The sequence below is a fragment of the Buttiauxella selenatireducens genome (assembly GCF_031432975.1).
GTDB classification, from domain to species: domain Bacteria; phylum Pseudomonadota; class Gammaproteobacteria; order Enterobacterales; family Enterobacteriaceae; genus Buttiauxella; species Buttiauxella selenatireducens.
The window spans coordinates 714,400-730,200 of the sequence record NZ_CP133838.1; the positions used below are offsets into that span (position 1 = coordinate 714,400).

A 15,801-nucleotide genomic window follows, 5' to 3' on the forward strand; every position below is an offset into this window, starting at 1 on the left:
TCACACATGTAGGCTGGATATCGTTAAGCGACTACACTGTGATGATTACGCATACGGACAACCAACCCTATGATTTTGATTATTTATGCACACCCTTACCCGCATCACTCCCATGCAAACCGAAAAATGATAGAGCAGGCCTCACTTTTGCCAGATGTGGAAGTGCGTTCTCTTTATGCTTTATATCCCGATTTCAATATTGATATTGCTGCTGAACAGGAAGCATTAAGCCGCGCCGATCTGGTTATCTGGCAACATCCGATGCAGTGGTACAGCACGCCGCCATTGATGAAACTGTGGATCGATAAAGTGCTTTCTCACGGCTGGGCGTATGGTCACGGTGGTACGGCATTACACGGAAAAAACGTGATGTGGGCTGTCACGACCGGTGGCGGTGATAACCACTTCGAACTCGGCGACCATCCTGGCTTTGATGTACTCGGCCAACCATTACAAGCCACCGCGTTGTATTGCGGTATGAACTGGCTGCCGCATTTCACCATCCATTACACCTTTGTTTGCGACGAAAACACCCTCGAGGTTCAAGCCGAAATGTACAAGCAACGCTTGCTCGACTGGAAGGAGGCGAATCATGGATAGCCACAGCATGATTCAGGCGCTGATTTATCTCGGCTCCGCAGCAATCATTGTGCCGATTGCGGTGCGTCTTGGGTTGGGGTCGGTACTCGGCTACCTTATCGCGGGCTGTATTATCGGGCCGTGGGGTTTGCGGCTGGTGACTGACGCCGAAACTATTCTGCACTTTGCGGAGATAGGCGTGGTGTTGATGCTATTCGTCATCGGTCTGGAGCTGGACCCGCAGCGCTTATGGACCCTGCGTGTGTCGGTATTTGGCGGCGGTATGCTGCAAATGGTGGCGTGTGGATTACTGCTCGGTTTGTTCTGCATGTTCTTAGGATTACGCTGGCAAGTGGCGGTCTTAATCGGCCTGACGCTGGCACTTTCCTCCACCGCCATCGCGATGCAGGCGATGAACGAGCGCAACCTGACTGTTTCGCAAATGGGGCGCAGTGCATTTGCAGTACTGCTCTTTCAGGATATCGCCGCCATTCCGCTGGTCGCCATGATCCCCTTATTAGCCAGCAGTGGCACAACCACGACCTTTGCCGCATTTTCAATTTCTGCTCTTAAAGTGGTGGGGGCTCTGGCGATAGTCGTGTTGTTAGGCCGCTATGTTACGCGCCCATTACTGCGGTTTGTGGCACGTTCTGGCCTGCGGGAAGTTTTCAGTGCCATGGCGTTGTTTATGGTATTCGGCTTTGGTTTATTGCTTGAGGAAGCTGGGCTTTCAATGGCGATGGGCGCGTTTCTCGCGGGGGTTTTACTGGCAAGTTCTGAGTATCGCCATGCGCTGGAAAGCGATATCGAACCCTTCAAAGGATTGCTGCTGGGGCTGTTTTTCATCGGCGTGGGGATGTCGATAGATTTTGGTACGCTGTTGGATAATCCGCTGAGGATTATCGTGCTGCTGTTCGGTTTCCTGGCGATTAAAACTATTACGCTTTGGACCGTGGCAAAAACCCTTAACGTACCGCGTAAACAGCGTCGCTGGTTTGCCGTTTTGCTGGGGCAGGGAAGTGAGTTTGCCTTCGTCATTTTTGGTACAGCGAGAATGGCAGATGTGTTGGACGACAGTTGGGCAAAATCGCTTACGCTAGCCGTCGCACTCTCTATGGCGGCAACGCCACTGCTGCTGGTGTTGCTCAATCGTCTGGAAAAATCTGGCAAAGAACAGGCGCGTGAAGCCGATGAAATCGATGAAGAACAACCGCGCGTGATTGTTGCTGGTTTCGGGCGTTTTGGGCAAATAGCCGGGCGCTTGCTGCTGACCAGCGGAGTGAAAATGGTGGTTCTCGATCACGATCCAGACCATATCGAAACGCTGCGAAAATTTGGTACCAAGGTGTTTTATGGCGATGCGACCCGCGTGGATTTACTGGAATCTGCGGGTGCGGCAAAAGCCGAAGTGCTGATCAACGCCATCGACGATCCTGATGCCAATATGCAGTTAGCCGAATTGGTGCAGGAGCATTTCCCGCATCTGAAAGTGATTGCCCGCGCACGCGATCTCGACCACTTTATTCGGTTGCGCCAGCTTGGGGTCGATCAACCTGAGCGTGAGACATTTGAAGGGGCGTTGAAAGTGGGGCGCAGAGCGCTCGAAGGGCTGGGCGTGGGGAGCTACGAGGCACGAGAACGAGCTGACCATTTCCGCCGGTTCAATATGCAAATGGTGGAAGAGATGGTGCCCGCTCCAGACTGGTCAGCACGTGCTGATGTTCTCAAACGCACCAGCGCCATGCTTACTGATGTGATTAACGAAGATCGTGCACATCTCAATGTGATTCAGCGCCATGGCTGGCAAGGAACGGAAGAGGGTGTTCATTCAGGGAAATTGGCGGATGAGCCACCTGTGAAACCTGAGTAACAAAAAAGCTCCCAAGTCGGGAGCTTTTTTATTTCTGCCTGATTGAGTGACAATCAGCTTAAAGCCACTTTAATTCCTAGCGCTATCAGCATCCCACCCAGCAACTTATCGACAATCTTCTGTGCTTTAGTCAGGCCGCGGCGAACCGGTTCGCTCTGAATCAGCACTACCAAAAGCGGCCACCAGACGACGGACAACGCCAGAATCACTCCTGCGTACCAGAGTTTTTCCATGGTGCCGGAATTTACGCTTAACACCTGGGTGAATACCGAAAGGAAGAACAGTGTCGCCTTTGGATTCAGCAGATTGCATAAATAACCCTGCAAGAAGGCTTTTTTGAGCGTGGTTTGCTGGCGTTCAACATTACTGACATCCATTTTACTGCTGCCGCGAGCAAGCAAAGCGTGGATGCCAATCCAGATCAAATACGCTGCACCAGCGTATTTCAGCAAACCGAATAACCAGGGCGTCGTGGTGATAAGAACGGCCAGGCCTGCCACACAATACGCCATATGGGTCGCAACTCCGCTAATGACCCCAATGGAAGTCATCATCGCCGCCGCGCGCGGGTAACGGGCTGCATTTTTAATTACCAGAAAGAAATCGGGGCCAGGAGAAAGCATCCCCAGAGTGGCAATGGTGGCGACAAAAAGTGTGGTTTCCAGCATGGGATTGTCCGGCAAAGAGGGATAAAGGTGAACTATACCGCAGCTATTACATTGACTCATAGTCAGTGGCGAAGCGTAGTTAAGAATTTTTTACGTTACTTCTGGCACTTTTACGCTAACTCATTGTTCCTGCTCTATCAGGAAGCAATACGTTACGGGTTTACAGTCGCAGAACAAAAAAATTCTTACAGACAGGCGTGCGGACAGTCGACGAAAGAATATGCTTTCCGTATAGTGGCGGCAAATTTTTCACCATCCTTGGGTTAATAGAATGATCAGTCTGATTGCTGCATTAGCGGTAGATCGTGTAATTGGCATGGAAAACGCCATGCCCTGGGACTTGCCTGCCGATCTGGCCTGGTTTAAACGTAATACACTGAATAAACCTGTGGTTATGGGGCGTTTGACCTGGGAATCTATCGGTCGACCGCTGCCTGGACGCAAGAATATTGTCATTAGCAGCAATCCTGGCGCCGATGACCGCGTTCAGTGGGTATCGTCTGTAGAGGATGCCATTAAGGCTTGTGGCGACGCAGAAGAGATTATGGTGATTGGTGGCGGACGTGTTTACGAACAGTTCCTGCCAAAAGCACAGCGTCTGTATCTGACGCACATCGACGCAGAAGTGGAAGGCGACACGCACTTCCCGGATTACGAACCGGATGAGTGGCAGTCTACTTTCAGTGAATTCCACGACGCAGATGAAAGTAACTCACACAGTTACTGTTTCGAAGTGCTGGAGCGTCGTTAAGTAAAAGCAAAAAGCCCGGTTTGATTTATCACCGGGCTTTTTTTATGAAGCAATGGCTGTTTCACCGCCGCCGACATCTTGCTGTCGATTCGATGGCTGAACGAAAACCATTTTATCTTCCCAGCGCAGACAGGTTAAGTCTCCGCCCCAGCAGCAGCCAGTATCTAACCCGTAAATCCCTTCAGGCGTACCTTTGCCTTCCAGTGAAGCCCAATGCCCGAAGATAACCGAATACTCATCGGTTACCGGCCCTGGGATCGCAAACCACGGTTTCAACGGAGCGGGAGCGCTTTCTGGCGAATCTTTGCAGTACATATCCAGTTGCCCGTTCGGGAAGCAATAACGCATACGGGTCAATGAATTGGTAATAAACCGCAGGCGTGCTAACCCTGAAAGTTCGGGCGACCAGTTATTCGGCATATCGCCATACATTGCATCGAGGAATAACGGGTAGCTGTCGCTGGATAACACCGCTTCAACATCACGCGCACAGGCCATCGCGGTATTGAGATCCCACTGTGGGGTTACCCCGGCGTGAGCCATCACAATCTTTTTATCTTCATCTACCTGAAGCAGAGGCTGGCGACGTAACCAGTTAAGCAGTTCGTCTGCATCGGGCGCTTCAAGTAATTGGGATACGCGATCTTTGGGTTTATTGCGGCTGATGCCTGCATAAACCGCTAGCAGATGCAGGTCGTGGTTGCCGAGCACGAGACGCACGCTATCGCCAAGCCCGCGCACAAAACGCAGGACTTCGAGTGAAGCTGGCCCACGAGCGACGAGATCACCCGTAAGCCATAAAATATCTTCGCCAGGCTTAAAATCAACCTGTTGTAGTAGGGCGACCAGTTCATCGTAACAGCCGTGAACATCGCCAATCAGGTATGTAGACATTGTATTAGTGAATGAAGGCTGGAATAGCCAGACGGAACACGGGAATAGCAACGCGGAAAGCGTCGCCCTGAGAGTCAACCATTTCGTAATGGCCTTGCATGGTGCCAAGCGGTGTTTCAAGAACAGCACCGCTTGTATAGCTGTATTCGTTGCCCGGTTCAATATGCGGCTGGACGCCAATCACGCCTTCGCCCTGAACTTCAGTTTCATGGCCGTTGCCATTGGTGATAAGCCAATAGCGGCCAAGCAATTGCACCGGTGTTCGCCCCAGGTTACGAATGGTAACGGTATAAGCAAAGACGAAACGCTCGTGCTCAGGAGAGGACTGGGATTCGATATAGACGCTTTGTACCTGAATGCATACGCGGGGCGAATTTAACATCGTTAACTCTCCTTCGGCTGCTGCGGATGCTCAGCCAAATAGTTTGCCAGTTGGCAATACTGTGCGACTGAGATGTTCTCAGCACGCAGGGTTGGGTCGATTCCCAGCTCCGTCATCACTTCAACGCTAAAGAGATGGCCAAGGCTATTACGAATCGTTTTGCGACGTTTATTAAAGGCTTCCGTGGTGATGCGGCTTAAAACACGCAGTTCGTTCACGGGGTGCGGTATTGTTGCATGTGGAACCAGACGAACAACGGCAGAGTCCACTTTTGGTGCCGGTGTGAAAGCCGTTGGTGGCACTTCAAGCACTGGGATGACATTGCAATAATACTGCGCCATGACAGATAAACGACCATACGCTTTACTGTTTGGGCCAGCAACTAAACGGTTTACCACCTCTTTTTGCAGCATAAAGTGCATATCAGCAATGGCATCAGTATAGCTAAAGAGATGGAACATCAATGGCGTGGAGATGTTATACGGCAGATTGCCAAATACGCGCAACGGCTGACCGATTTTTTGCGACAGCTCTCCAAAATCCATGGTCATGGCATCTTGCTGATAAATTGTCAGTTTGGGTGCCAGGAAAGGATGCGTTTGCAAACGGGCTGCAAGATCGCGGTCCAGCTCGATAACGGTCATTTCATCCAGGCGTTCACCCACAGGCTCGGTTAATGCGCCGAGGCCGGGGCCGATTTCAACCATTGCCTGGCCTTTTTGTGGATTAATTGCAGAGACAATACTGTCGATAACGAACTGGTCATTAAGGAAGTTTTGTCCAAAACGTTTACGGGCTAAATGGCCCTGGTGGACACGAGTATTCATTGAGTATTAGTAATCATTTTGATGGCGAGATTAAGCGCCGTAATAAAACTGCCGACCTCAGCTTTCCCCTGACCGGCGAGTTCTAGCGCGGTTCCGTGGTCAACTGAAGTGCGGATAAAAGGTAAGCCTAGCGTGATATTTACCGCCCGGCCAAAGCCCTGGTATTTCAGTACCGGTAAGCCTTGATCGTGGTACATCGCCAGTACTGCATCGGCGTTATCAAGATACTTTGGTTGAAACAGCGTATCTGCCGGTAGCGGGCCAGAAAGTTTCATTCCCAGACCACGCATTTCATTCAGTACTGGAATGATGGTATCAATTTCTTCGGTGCCCATGTGGCCGCCTTCCCCGGCATGGGGGTTGAGGCCACAAACCAGCACATGCGGCTGCGCAATACCAAACTTGGTTTGCAGGTCATGATACAGGATGGTGATTATCTGGCGTAATAAATCTGGCGTTATCGCATCAGAAATGGCTTTTAGCGGCAGATGTGTGGTGGCTAAAGCAACCCGTAACTCTTCGGTTGCCAGCATCATCACGACTTTTTCACTGTGCGAGCGTTCTTCGAAAAACTCGGTATGACCGATAAACGGAATACCCGCATCGTTGATTATGCCCTTGTGAACGGGCCCCGTGATGAGTGCGGCAAATTCACCGCTAATACACCCATCACAAGCTCGAGCCAGTGTTTCAACCACATACTCACCGTTTCTCACATCCAACTGCCCCGGAACGACTGGAGCGCGTAATTCGATGGGGACAACCGTCAGTGTGCCAGCAGGTTGCGGGCTTGCAGGGATATCGGGCTGGTAAGTTCGAAGCTTGAGAGGAAGGCCGAGGAGGGCAGCACGTTCCTTGAGAAGTTCAGGCGAAGCCACGACGACCAGTTCAACAGGCCATTCGCGGCTTGCCAGTGCGATGACCAGGTCGGGGCCAATCCCGGCGGGTTCGCCGGGAGTGATGACCACACGATGGAAATTAACCATTGCTACCTAAAATTTTCACGTAAGCAGATGCACGCTGTTCCTGCATCCAGGTTTGTGCTTCTTCAGAGAACTTACGGTTGAACAGCATGCGATAAGCACGATCTTTCTGAGCGACATCGGTCTTATCAACCTTGCGAGTGTCCATCAGTTCAATCAGGTGCCAACCAAATGAAGAGTGAACAGGTGCACTAATCTGACCTTTTTGCATTTTTGACAGCGCATCACGGAAAGCGGGATCATAAATGTCGGTAGATGCCCAACCTAAATCGCCACCCTGGTTAGCAGAACCTGGGTCTTCAGAGAACGATTTTGCCGCCTCAGCGAAGGTTGTTTTGCCGCTCTTAATATCAGCCGCAATTGCGTTCAACTTAGCACGCGCTTGATCGTCGCTCATAATTGGCGAGGATTTCAGCAAAATATGGCGAGCGTGAACTTCGTTCACAGAAATGCTCTGGCTTTGACCACGCAGGTCGTTCACTTTCAGAATGTGGAAACCCACACCTGAACGAATCGGCCCGATCACATCACCTTTTTTCGCCGTGCTTAATGCCTGAGCGAAAATGGACGGTAATTCCTGAATGCGTCCCCAACCCATTTGACCGCCTTTCAGGGCTTGTTGGTCAGCAGAGTAGGTGATAGCCAGTTTGCCGAAATCAGCACCGCTTTGTGCTTGTGAAGCAATATCACGCGCTTGCTTTTCCGCATCATCTACCTGAGCCGATGTTGGGTTTTCTGGCAATGGAATCAGGATGTGGCTTAAGTTGAGCTCGGTGCTGCTGTCGTTTTGGCTACCCACTTGCTGCGCGAGAGCGTCGACTTCTTGCGGCAGAATCGTTACGCGACGACGTACTTCGTTATTACGAACTTCCGAAATCGTCATCTCTTTGCGGATCTGAGCACGGTAAGTATTGTAATTGACGCCATCATAGGCCAGACGGCTACGCATCTGGTCCATGCTCATTTTGTTTTGTGCCGCGATATCAGCAATGGCTTTATCAACCTGCTCATCGGTCACTTTGACGCCCATTTTTTGACCCATCTGCAGGATGATTTGATCCATGATCAGACGTTCAATAATTTGATGGCGCAGCGTGTTGTCGTCAGGAAGCTGCTGCCCGGCTTGTTGGGCACCCGTCTTCACTGATTGCATCATGCCATCAACGTCACTTTCCAGTACTACACCGTTATTCACTACGGCTGCAACTTTGTCGACCACTTGTGGGGCCGCGAAAGAGGTATTCGTCACCAGGACGATACCGAGAAGCAGCGTTCTCCAATTCTTCATACTTTTTCCATTTTTACTTAGCCGCGAAGCGGATTACGTTTTCTAGTCAAAGCGAATTACATCGAGCTTTGATACGGCAGAATGTTCGAACGCAGCATCTGCTGTGTGCCCAGGCCGTAGTTGGAGCTCAGGCCACGTAACTCGATGTTAAAGCTAATTGCGTTGTCGTATTTGCTTTCGTTGTTTTCCCAGCCATTAATTTTACGCTCGTAACCCACACGAATCGCATAACAGCAAGAGTTGTACTGCACCGCCAGCATAGAATCAGCAGTTTGTTGCGCATTAGTGTCGTAGTAATAAGCCCCGACGACAGACCAGCGGTCAACGATCGGCCAACTTGCCGTCATCCCAACTTGCGAGATGCCGTCTTTATACTGTGAAGCGTTGGTATCAATCCCTGGTACCGTTGCGCGAATGTATTCAGGGCTTGCGTAACGGTAGTTGAATTGCATCAAACGGTCGATGTCACGACGATATTCAACAGCACCGCTGCCGGTTGCGACGTTATTCAGACGCGCATCGTACTGTACACCACCACGTAAACCCCAACGGTCAGTCATACGCCAATAGGTATCACCAGCCCATACCATTGACCCGGTTTTCTTATCTTTTTCCCACTGAATATTGTCATCGCCAGTCCGCGATTCAGTGAAGTAGTAGATTTGACCCACAGAAACGTTAAAACGTTCAACGGCAGCCTCGTCATAAATACGAGTTGTCACACCTGTCGTCAACTGATTGGCTGATGCGATACGGTCAAGACCACCATAAGAACGGTCGCGGAATAAGCCACTGTAATCTGATTGCAGTAAAGCGGAGTCGTAGTTATTGATATTGCTCTGATCGCGATACGGCACATACAGATATTGTACGCGCGGCTCCAACGTTTGTTCCCAACCTGCGGCTGAGTCCATCGCGCGGTCAAAAATCAGCTTACCGTCCATTTTGAACTGCGGCAGAACACGGTTTACCGATTCATCCAACTGATTATTAGGATTCGCATTGTTGTATGCATCCAGATTGCTCTGTTGGTAATGCGTCGCCATCAGTTTAGCTTCAGTATTCAGACTCGCCCAACCGTTTGATAATGGCAGGCTAATGACTGGCTCAATATGAAGACGGGTCGCTTCGGGCTGGCTGTCATTGACGTTAGTAAAATGAACGGCCTGGCCATAAATACGCGTATCAAAGGGTCCTACATCATTTTGATAGAAATTCATATCCAACTGCGGCAATGCGCTGTAGGAATTATTCCCTCTCTGTGAATCAAAGACCTGGAACTGTTTGGCCGAAAGCGTGGCGTCGAAGTTTGTGTCAGCATAACCGGCACTAAATTTCTGTGTTGCGTAGCCATCGGTACTGGAGCCGTATTGCGAACTAAAGTCGTTAAAGTAATTAGGATCGCTGACTTTGGTGTAGTCAATGTTGAAACGCCACACCTGATCCATCACCCCACTGTGGTTCCAGTAGAATAACCAGCGGCGCTCATCCCCTTCCGGGTTTTTGGCCGTATCGTCTTTATATTCTTTATCTGAAAGCAGGTAATCGAATTCGATGATGCCTGAACCCGCTTTGGTCAGATAACGGAATTCGTTTTGCCACTGCATGCCACGCTCTTCCATATAGTGCGGAGTAATCGTGGCATCAAAGTTTGGTGCGATGTTCCAGTAATACGGCAGCGTGAACTCAAGACCGCTATTGCTACTGTATTTCGCATTTGGGATCAGGAAACCGGAACGGCGTTTGTCACCGATCGGCAGCTGTAAATAGGGGCTGTAAAACACCGGAACCGGACCCACCTTAAAGCGGGCGTTCCAGATTTCCGCGACCTCTTCTTCGCGGTCCTGAATCACTTCACTGCCTACTACGCTCCAGGTGTTCGAACCCGGTAAGCAGGACGTAAAGGTGCCATTTTCCAGAATGGTATAGCGGTTATTTCCACGCTGTTTCATCAGGTCGGCAGTACCGCGGCCCTGGCGATCGACCATCTGGTAGTCGCCTTCCCAGACGTTAGTATCTTTGGTGTTCAGGTTTGACCAGGCTTTTGGCCCTTTAAGAATGACCTGATTATCGTCGTAATGTACGTTGCCAACAGCATCGACGGTGCGAATAGGATCAGGTTGACCTTCAACTTGTTTCTGGTGCAGTAGAACTTCGTCAGATTGCAGGCGGCTATTGCCTTGCTGTACGTCTACATTGCCACTAAACACCGCATCGTCAGGATAATTTCCTTTTGCGTGATCGGCATTTATAGTGACAGGCAGGTTGTTGGTGTCCCCTTCAACCAACGGACGGTTGTAACTTGGGACGCCAAGCATACATTGCGACGCGAGATCAGCCGCCATGCCTTGTTGACTATACAGCGCTGCGCCAATCAAGGTGGCCAGCAAGGTGGGAATACGTTTTTTCATACGTGTTATTCGTTGTTCCGTCATCAATGGCTTATACCCATCATCATTCGAGATGTAGAGGCGTTGGCGGCACTGAGTTATTTGACTCATCGTGAGCCTCACCCTTTCGGGGCCGCTCTAAGCAGCGTTCAAATCTGTTCCGAACAGATTTGTGGTTCCTGTCATTGGGTTAACTAAATGACGGGATATTTTGTCACTTGCCGCTTTGCTTCATATTGAATGCTATAGGGTATAGCGTCGGCAAACGGTCAGAGACTAACTTACTCATCACTACAGCGCTAGTGTTAATCCTGCCCGTTCAATAGTCTGCCGTTAGGCACTGCTATCAATGACGGGTATGATAAAGCAAATTCTAGCCGACGACATGACGATTTGGGGAGTATATGCAGTATTGGGGAAAAGTACTCGGTGTCGCAATAGCACTTATTATGGGCGGTGGCTTCTGGGGTGTAGTGATAGGGTTGCTGATTGGCCATGCCATTGACAAGATGCGCAGCCGCCGTCAGTCCTGGTTTTCTAACCAACAGCAGCGTCAATCATTGTTTTTTAGCACCACATTTGAAGTGATGGGTCACCTGACGAAGTCAAAGGGGCGCGTCACAGAAGCGGATATCCAAATTGCATCATTATTAATGGATCGTATGCAATTACATGGTGATGCACGTAGTGCCGCACAGCATGCGTTCCGGGTGGGTAAAGAAAATGGCTACCCGCTGCGTGAGAAAATGCGTCAGTTACGCAGCGTATGTTTTGGGCGATTTGACCTTATTCGGATGTTTCTTGAAATTCAAATTCAGGCGGCATTTGCTGACGGTTCTCTGCATCCTAACGAACGAGAAGTCCTGTACGTTATCGCTGAAGAGCTCGGCATTTCACGTATGCAGTTCGATCAGTTTTTACGCATGATGGAAGGCGGCCAGCAATTCGGCGGTGGTTACAGCCAATCGCAAGGTGGATTCCAGCAACAGCGTGGGCCAACGCTTGAAGATGCGTGTAATGTCCTGGGTGTTAAGAGCAGCGATGATGCAACGATCATTAAGCGCGCATACCGCAAATTAATGAGTGAACACCATCCTGACAAACTGGTTGCCAAAGGTTTACCGCCAGAAATGATGGAGATGGCCAAACAGAAGGCGCAGGAAATTCAGAAAGCGTACGATCTGATTAAGACGGCCAAAGGATTTAAGTAACACGAATGCCCCTCACCCTAACCCTCTCCCCCAGGAGAGGGAATTACTCTGTTTTCCCCCTCTCCCCCAGGAGAGGGAATTACTCTGTTTTCCCCCTCTCCCCCAGGAGAGGGAATTACTCGGTTTTCCCCCTCTCCCCCTGGAGAGGGAATCACTCGGTTTTCCCCCTCGCCCTCCGGGAGAGGGAATCACTCGGTTTTCCCCCTCGTCCCCCAGGAGAGGGAATTACTCGGTTTTCCCCCTCGTCCCCCAGGAGAGGGAATCACTCGACTTTCCCCCTCGTCCCCCAGGAGAGGGAATCACTCGACTTTCCCCCTCGCCCTCCGGGAGAGGGCCGGGGTGAGGGGAAAATCAGAAGTCAGCCGGTGCGCGAAACGTCATCGGCGTTCCATACTCAGGATGAGTGATGGTCAGCATCTCCGCATGGAGCTGCAAACGCGGAGCCATTGCCAGCGCTTCAGGCGTGGCATAGAAGCGGTCCCCCAGAATCGGGTGGCCCAACGCCAGCATATGCACGCGCAGTTGATGCGAACGCCCGGTAATCGGTTTTAGCAGCACACGCGCGGTATTGTCCGCGGCATACTCCAGCACTTCATATTCCGTCTGCGCCGCTTTGCCGGTTTCATGACAAACCATCTGCTTTGGCCTGTTCGGCCAGTCGCAAATCAGCGGTAAATCCACCAGGCCCGTGTCCGGTTTTGGATGACCCCACACTCGCGCCACATACTGCTTCTTCGGCTCACGTTCACGGAATTGACGCTTTAATTCGCGTTCTGCCGCTTTGGTCAGCGCAACAGCAATCACGCCACTGGTCGCCATATCCAGACGATGTACGGATTCAGCCTGCGGAAAATCGCGCTGAATACGCGTCATCACGCTGTCTTTGTGCTCATCAAGACGCCCGGGCACCGACAACAAGCCCGAAGGCTTGTTGACGACCATAATATGCTGATCCTGGTAGAGAATATTCAACCAGGGATCCATCGGCGGATTATAGGGTTCCATTAACATTATTGGTGTGTCACCACGATCAGACGCAACGCATCGAGTCGCCAGTTAGCCTGAGCGAGGCTTTCCAGCACTTGTTGACGATTGCTTTCGATAGCTTCGAGTTCATCATCACGAATGTTTGGGTTGACCGCTTTTAGCGCTTCCAGACGGGAAAGTTCTGCACTCAATTTCTCATCTGCTTCTTCGCGAGCCGCTTTAATCAGTACTTGCGCAGCCGCTTCCACTTTCTCTTCTGCCAATTGCAAAATAGCGTGAACGTCCTGCTGCACCGCATTTACCAGTTTGCTGCCGGTATGACGATTCACCGTGCTTAACTGGCGGTTGAAGCTTTCAAACTCGACCTGTGCGGCGAGGTTGGTGCCGTTTTTGTCGACCAACATACGAACCGGCGTCGGTGGCAGGAAGCGGTTAAGTTGCAGTTGTTTCGGCGCTTTCGCCTCAACGACATACACCAATTCCAGCAACAGTGTTCCCACCGGCAGCGCTTTGTTTTTCAACAGTGACAACGCACAGCTACCGGTATCACCTGAAAGAATCAGGTCCAGACCATTGCGGATGATCGGGTGTTCCCAGGTCACAAACTGTGCATCTTCGCGAGACAGCGCCACATCGCGTTCAAACGTTATGGTGCAACCGTCTTCCGGCAGGCCAGGGAAGTCCGGCACCAGCATATGATCGCCTGGTGTCAGCACAACCATATTGTCACCGCGATCGTCCTGGTTTATGCCGACGATGTCGAACAAGTTCAGGGCAAAGCTCACCAGGTTAGTGTCGTTATCCTGCTCAGAAATAGCCTGAGCCAGCGCTTGAGATTTCTCACCGCCATTGGAGTGGATTTCCAGCAAGCGGTCACGACCCTGTTCCAGTTGCAGCTTCAGCGCATCGTGCTGTTCACGGCACTGCTTGATAAGCGCATCGAAGCCATCCGTATTTTCAGGTGCAGCCAGATATTCAATCAGTTGCGGATAAACGTTGTCGTAAATCGCGCGACCGGTCGGGCAGGTGTGCTCGAATGCGTCCAGACCTTCGTGGAACCATTTCACCAGCACGGACTGTGCGGTTTTCTCAAGGAAAGGCACATGGATCTGAATATCGTGCGCCTGACCGATACGGTCAAGACGGCCAATACGCTGTTCCAGCAAATCCGGGTTAAACGGCAGATCGAACATCACCAGGTTACTGGCGAACTGGAAGTTACGGCCTTCAGAACCAATCTCGGAGCACAGCAGCACTTGCGCACCGGTGTCTTCTTCGGCAAACCAGGCTGCCGCACGGTCACGTTCAATAATGGACATGCCTTCATGGAACACTGCGGCACGAATGCCTTCACGCTCACGCAGCACTTGCTCAAGCTGAAGTGCGGTGGCGGCTTTGGCACAAATCACCAGAACCTTGTGAGAGCGGTGGCTGGTCAGATAGCCCATCAGCCATTCCACACGCGGGTCGAAGTTCCACCACGTGCCGCTATCACCTTCAAATTCCTGATAAATCTGCTCTGGATAGAGCATATCGCGTGCGCGTTCTTCCACGGATTTACGTGCCGCCATAATGCCCGACACTTTAATCGCAGTTTGGTACTGCATCGGCAGTGGCAAACGAATGGTATGCAGCTCGCGTTTCGGGAAGCCTTTCACGCCATTACGCGTATTACGGAACAACACACGGCTGGTACCGTGGCGGTCCATCAGCATAGAAATCAGTTCCTGACGCGCTGCATCGCTCCCTTCACGGTTGCTGTTCGCGGTTTGCAGCAGCGGCTCGATATCCTGCTCGCCAATCAGTTCACTCAGCATGTTGAGCTGATCGTTAGTCAGATGATTACCAGCCAGCAGTAATGCAACGGCATCAGCTACGGGGCGGTAATGCTGCTGCTCTTCAACAAATTGCTCGAAATCATGGAAGCGACTTGGGTCCAGCAAACGCAGACGCGCGAAGTGGCTTTCCATACCCAGCTGTTCCGGCGTTGCGGTTAACAGCAAGATACCTGGAATATGTTCAGCGAGCTGCTCGATTGCCTGATATTCGCGGCTTGGAGCCTTTTCGCTCCACGCTAAATGGTGGGCTTCATCGACAACCAGCAAATCCCATTCGGCTTCGCACAGGTGCTCAAGACGTTGCTTGCTGCGGCGCACAAAATCCAGAGAACAGATAACCAATTGTTCTGTTTCGAATGGATTATCGCTGTCGTGTTGGGCTTCGGCGTAACGCTCGTCATCAAACAGAGCAAAACGCAGGTTGAAGCGGCGAAGCATCTCAACCAGCCACTGGTGTTGCAGGGTTTCCGGCACCACGATCAGCACGCGTTCAGCGCTACCAGCCAGCAGTTGCTGGTGCAGGATCATCCCGGCTTCGATGGTTTTACCTAAACCTACTTCGTCCGCCAATAACACGCGTGGCGCATGGCGACGACCCACATCGTGGGCAATGTTCAACTGGTGTGGGATCAGGCTGGTGCGCATGCCGCGCAGACCGCTCCATGGCTGACGATACTGTTCGCTTTGGTAAACGCGGGAACGATAACGCAGGGCGAAACGGTCCATCCTGTCAATTTGCCCAGCGAAAAGACGATCTTGTGGCTTACTGAACACCAGTTTGCTGTCGAGGAAAACTTCGCGCAGCATCGTACCCGCTTCTTCTGTGTCCAGACGCGTTCCAATGTAGGCAAGTAAGCCGTTTTCTTCTTTAACTTCATCAACTTTCAGCTGCCAGCCTTCATGGCTGGTAATGGTGTCGCCTGGGTTGAACATCACACGGGTGATAGGCGAGTCATTTCTGGCATACAGGCGATTTTCACCGGTGGCAGGGTAGAGCAGGGTAACCATCCGTGGGTCTAAAGCGACCACAGTTCCCAGTCCCAGTTCGCTTTCAGTATCGCTGATCCAACGTTGACCAAGTGTAAAAGGCATAAGATTTCGGCTCTATTATCAGTTACTAAGATTTGCAGGCA

At 51.3% G+C, this 15,801-nt stretch carries 13 protein-coding genes; 4 read left to right on the top strand and 9 right to left on the bottom strand.

Annotated features, from left to right (window positions below):
• The first annotated feature begins 69 nt into the window (after positions 1-69).
• Positions 70-600: a glutathione-regulated potassium-efflux system oxidoreductase KefF gene (gene kefF / locus RHD99_RS03355; protein ID WP_183270634.1), complete on the top strand. Its 531-nt coding sequence runs from the start codon at positions 70-72 to the stop codon at positions 598-600.
• Positions 593-2,449 (top strand): glutathione-regulated potassium-efflux system protein KefC, encoded by a 1,857-nt coding sequence (kefC, locus tag RHD99_RS03360; protein ID WP_309877435.1) that lies wholly within the window; start codon positions 593-595, stop codon positions 2,447-2,449. The genes kefF and kefC overlap by 8 nt, the downstream gene beginning before the upstream one ends.
• 53 nt (positions 2,450-2,502) lie before the next feature.
• Here the strand turns inward: kefC and RHD99_RS03365 are convergent, their stop codons facing one another.
• The gene (locus RHD99_RS03365) at positions 2,503-3,117 is read right to left on the bottom strand and encodes a LysE family transporter (RefSeq protein ID WP_183270632.1); all 615 of its coding nucleotides are present in this window, start codon (positions 3,115-3,117) and stop codon (positions 2,503-2,505) included.
• A 271-nt stretch (positions 3,118-3,388) separates the two neighbouring features.
• Here RHD99_RS03365 and folA point away from each other — a divergent pair, with 271 nt between their 5' ends.
• Positions 3,389-3,868: a type 3 dihydrofolate reductase gene (gene folA / locus RHD99_RS03370; RefSeq protein ID WP_183270631.1), complete on the top strand. Its 480-nt coding sequence runs from the start codon at positions 3,389-3,391 to the stop codon at positions 3,866-3,868.
• A gap of 42 nt (positions 3,869-3,910) precedes the next feature.
• Here folA and apaH read toward each other — a convergent pair whose 3' ends face one another.
• Genes apaH through lptD form a run of 6 tightly spaced genes read right to left on the bottom strand, consistent with a single transcriptional unit; the run spans position 3,911 to position 10,653 of the window.
• Positions 3,911-4,762: a bis(5'-nucleosyl)-tetraphosphatase (symmetrical) ApaH gene (gene apaH / locus RHD99_RS03375; protein WP_183270630.1), complete on the bottom strand. Its 852-nt coding sequence runs from the start codon at positions 4,760-4,762 to the stop codon at positions 3,911-3,913.
• 4 nt (positions 4,763-4,766) lie between these two features.
• Complete coding sequence (gene apaG / locus RHD99_RS03380) at positions 4,767-5,144, bottom strand: Co2+/Mg2+ efflux facilitator ApaG/CorD (protein ID WP_183270629.1); 378 nt, start codon at positions 5,142-5,144, stop codon at positions 4,767-4,769.
• Positions 5,145-5,146: 2 nt separating this feature from the next.
• Entirely contained in the window at positions 5,147-5,971 is an 825-nt protein-coding gene (gene rsmA, locus RHD99_RS03385; protein ID WP_183270628.1) for a 16S rRNA (adenine(1518)-N(6)/adenine(1519)-N(6))-dimethyltransferase RsmA, read from the bottom strand.
• Positions 5,968-6,957, bottom strand: a complete 990-nt coding sequence (gene pdxA / locus RHD99_RS03390; protein WP_309877436.1) for a 4-hydroxythreonine-4-phosphate dehydrogenase PdxA — start codon at positions 6,955-6,957, stop codon at positions 5,968-5,970. Before pdxA ends, rsmA begins: the two co-directional genes overlap by 4 nt.
• The gene (gene surA / locus RHD99_RS03395) at positions 6,950-8,242 is read right to left on the bottom strand and encodes a peptidylprolyl isomerase SurA (RefSeq protein ID WP_309877437.1); all 1,293 of its coding nucleotides are present in this window, start codon (positions 8,240-8,242) and stop codon (positions 6,950-6,952) included. The genes pdxA and surA overlap by 8 nt, the downstream gene beginning before the upstream one ends.
• Positions 8,243-8,298: 56 nt before the next feature.
• Complete coding sequence (gene lptD / locus RHD99_RS03400; RefSeq protein WP_309879063.1) at positions 8,299-10,653, bottom strand: LPS assembly protein LptD; 2,355 nt, start codon at positions 10,651-10,653, stop codon at positions 8,299-8,301.
• Positions 10,654-11,036: 383 nt separating this feature from the next.
• Between lptD and djlA the strand changes: the two genes are divergently transcribed.
• A complete protein-coding gene (gene djlA, locus RHD99_RS03405; protein WP_309877438.1) occupies positions 11,037-11,843 on the top strand; it encodes a co-chaperone DjlA in 807 nt (268 codons plus the stop codon).
• Between the two features lie 351 nt (positions 11,844-12,194).
• Here the strand turns inward: djlA and rluA are convergent, their stop codons facing one another.
• Both rluA and rapA read right to left on the bottom strand, forming a co-directional pair.
• Complete coding sequence (gene rluA, locus RHD99_RS03410) at positions 12,195-12,854, bottom strand: bifunctional tRNA pseudouridine(32) synthase/23S rRNA pseudouridine(746) synthase RluA (protein ID WP_309877439.1); 660 nt, start codon at positions 12,852-12,854, stop codon at positions 12,195-12,197.
• On the bottom strand, positions 12,854-15,760 hold the full coding sequence (gene rapA / locus RHD99_RS03415) for an RNA polymerase-associated protein RapA (RefSeq protein ID WP_309877440.1): 2,907 nt from the start codon (positions 15,758-15,760) through the stop codon (positions 12,854-12,856). Before rapA ends, rluA begins: the two co-directional genes overlap by 1 nt.
• Between the last annotated feature and the right edge of the window lie 41 nt (positions 15,761-15,801).

What these genes read in the sequence shown, in the direction of transcription:
- kefF (WP_183270634.1), top strand. Translation starts at nt 70, where the DNA reads ATGATTTTGATTATTTATGCACACCCTTACCCGCATCACTCCCATGCA.
- kefC (WP_309877435.1), top strand. Translation starts at nt 593, where the DNA reads ATGGATAGCCACAGCATGATTCAGGCGCTGATTTATCTCGGCTCCGCA.
- RHD99_RS03365 (WP_183270632.1), bottom strand. Translation starts at nt 3,117, where the DNA reads ATGCTGGAAACCACACTTTTTGTCGCCACCATTGCCACTCTGGGGATG.
- folA (WP_183270631.1), top strand. Translation starts at nt 3,389, where the DNA reads ATGATCAGTCTGATTGCTGCATTAGCGGTAGATCGTGTAATTGGCATG.
- apaH (WP_183270630.1), bottom strand. Translation starts at nt 4,762, where the DNA reads ATGTCTACATACCTGATTGGCGATGTTCACGGCTGTTACGATGAACTG.
- apaG (WP_183270629.1), bottom strand. Translation starts at nt 5,144, where the DNA reads ATGTTAAATTCGCCCCGCGTATGCATTCAGGTACAAAGCGTCTATATC.
- rsmA (WP_183270628.1), bottom strand. Translation starts at nt 5,971, where the DNA reads ATGAATACTCGTGTCCACCAGGGCCATTTAGCCCGTAAACGTTTTGGA.
- pdxA (WP_309877436.1), bottom strand. Translation starts at nt 6,957, where the DNA reads ATGGTTAATTTCCATCGTGTGGTCATCACTCCCGGCGAACCCGCCGGG.
- surA (WP_309877437.1), bottom strand. Translation starts at nt 8,242, where the DNA reads ATGAAGAATTGGAGAACGCTGCTTCTCGGTATCGTCCTGGTGACGAAT.
- lptD (WP_309879063.1), bottom strand. Translation starts at nt 10,653, where the DNA reads ATGAAAAAACGTATTCCCACCTTGCTGGCCACCTTGATTGGCGCAGCG.
- djlA (WP_309877438.1), top strand. Translation starts at nt 11,037, where the DNA reads ATGCAGTATTGGGGAAAAGTACTCGGTGTCGCAATAGCACTTATTATG.
- rluA (WP_309877439.1), bottom strand. Translation starts at nt 12,854, where the DNA reads ATGTTAATGGAACCCTATAATCCGCCGATGGATCCCTGGTTGAATATT.
- rapA (WP_309877440.1), bottom strand. Translation starts at nt 15,760, where the DNA reads ATGCCTTTTACACTTGGTCAACGTTGGATCAGCGATACTGAAAGCGAA.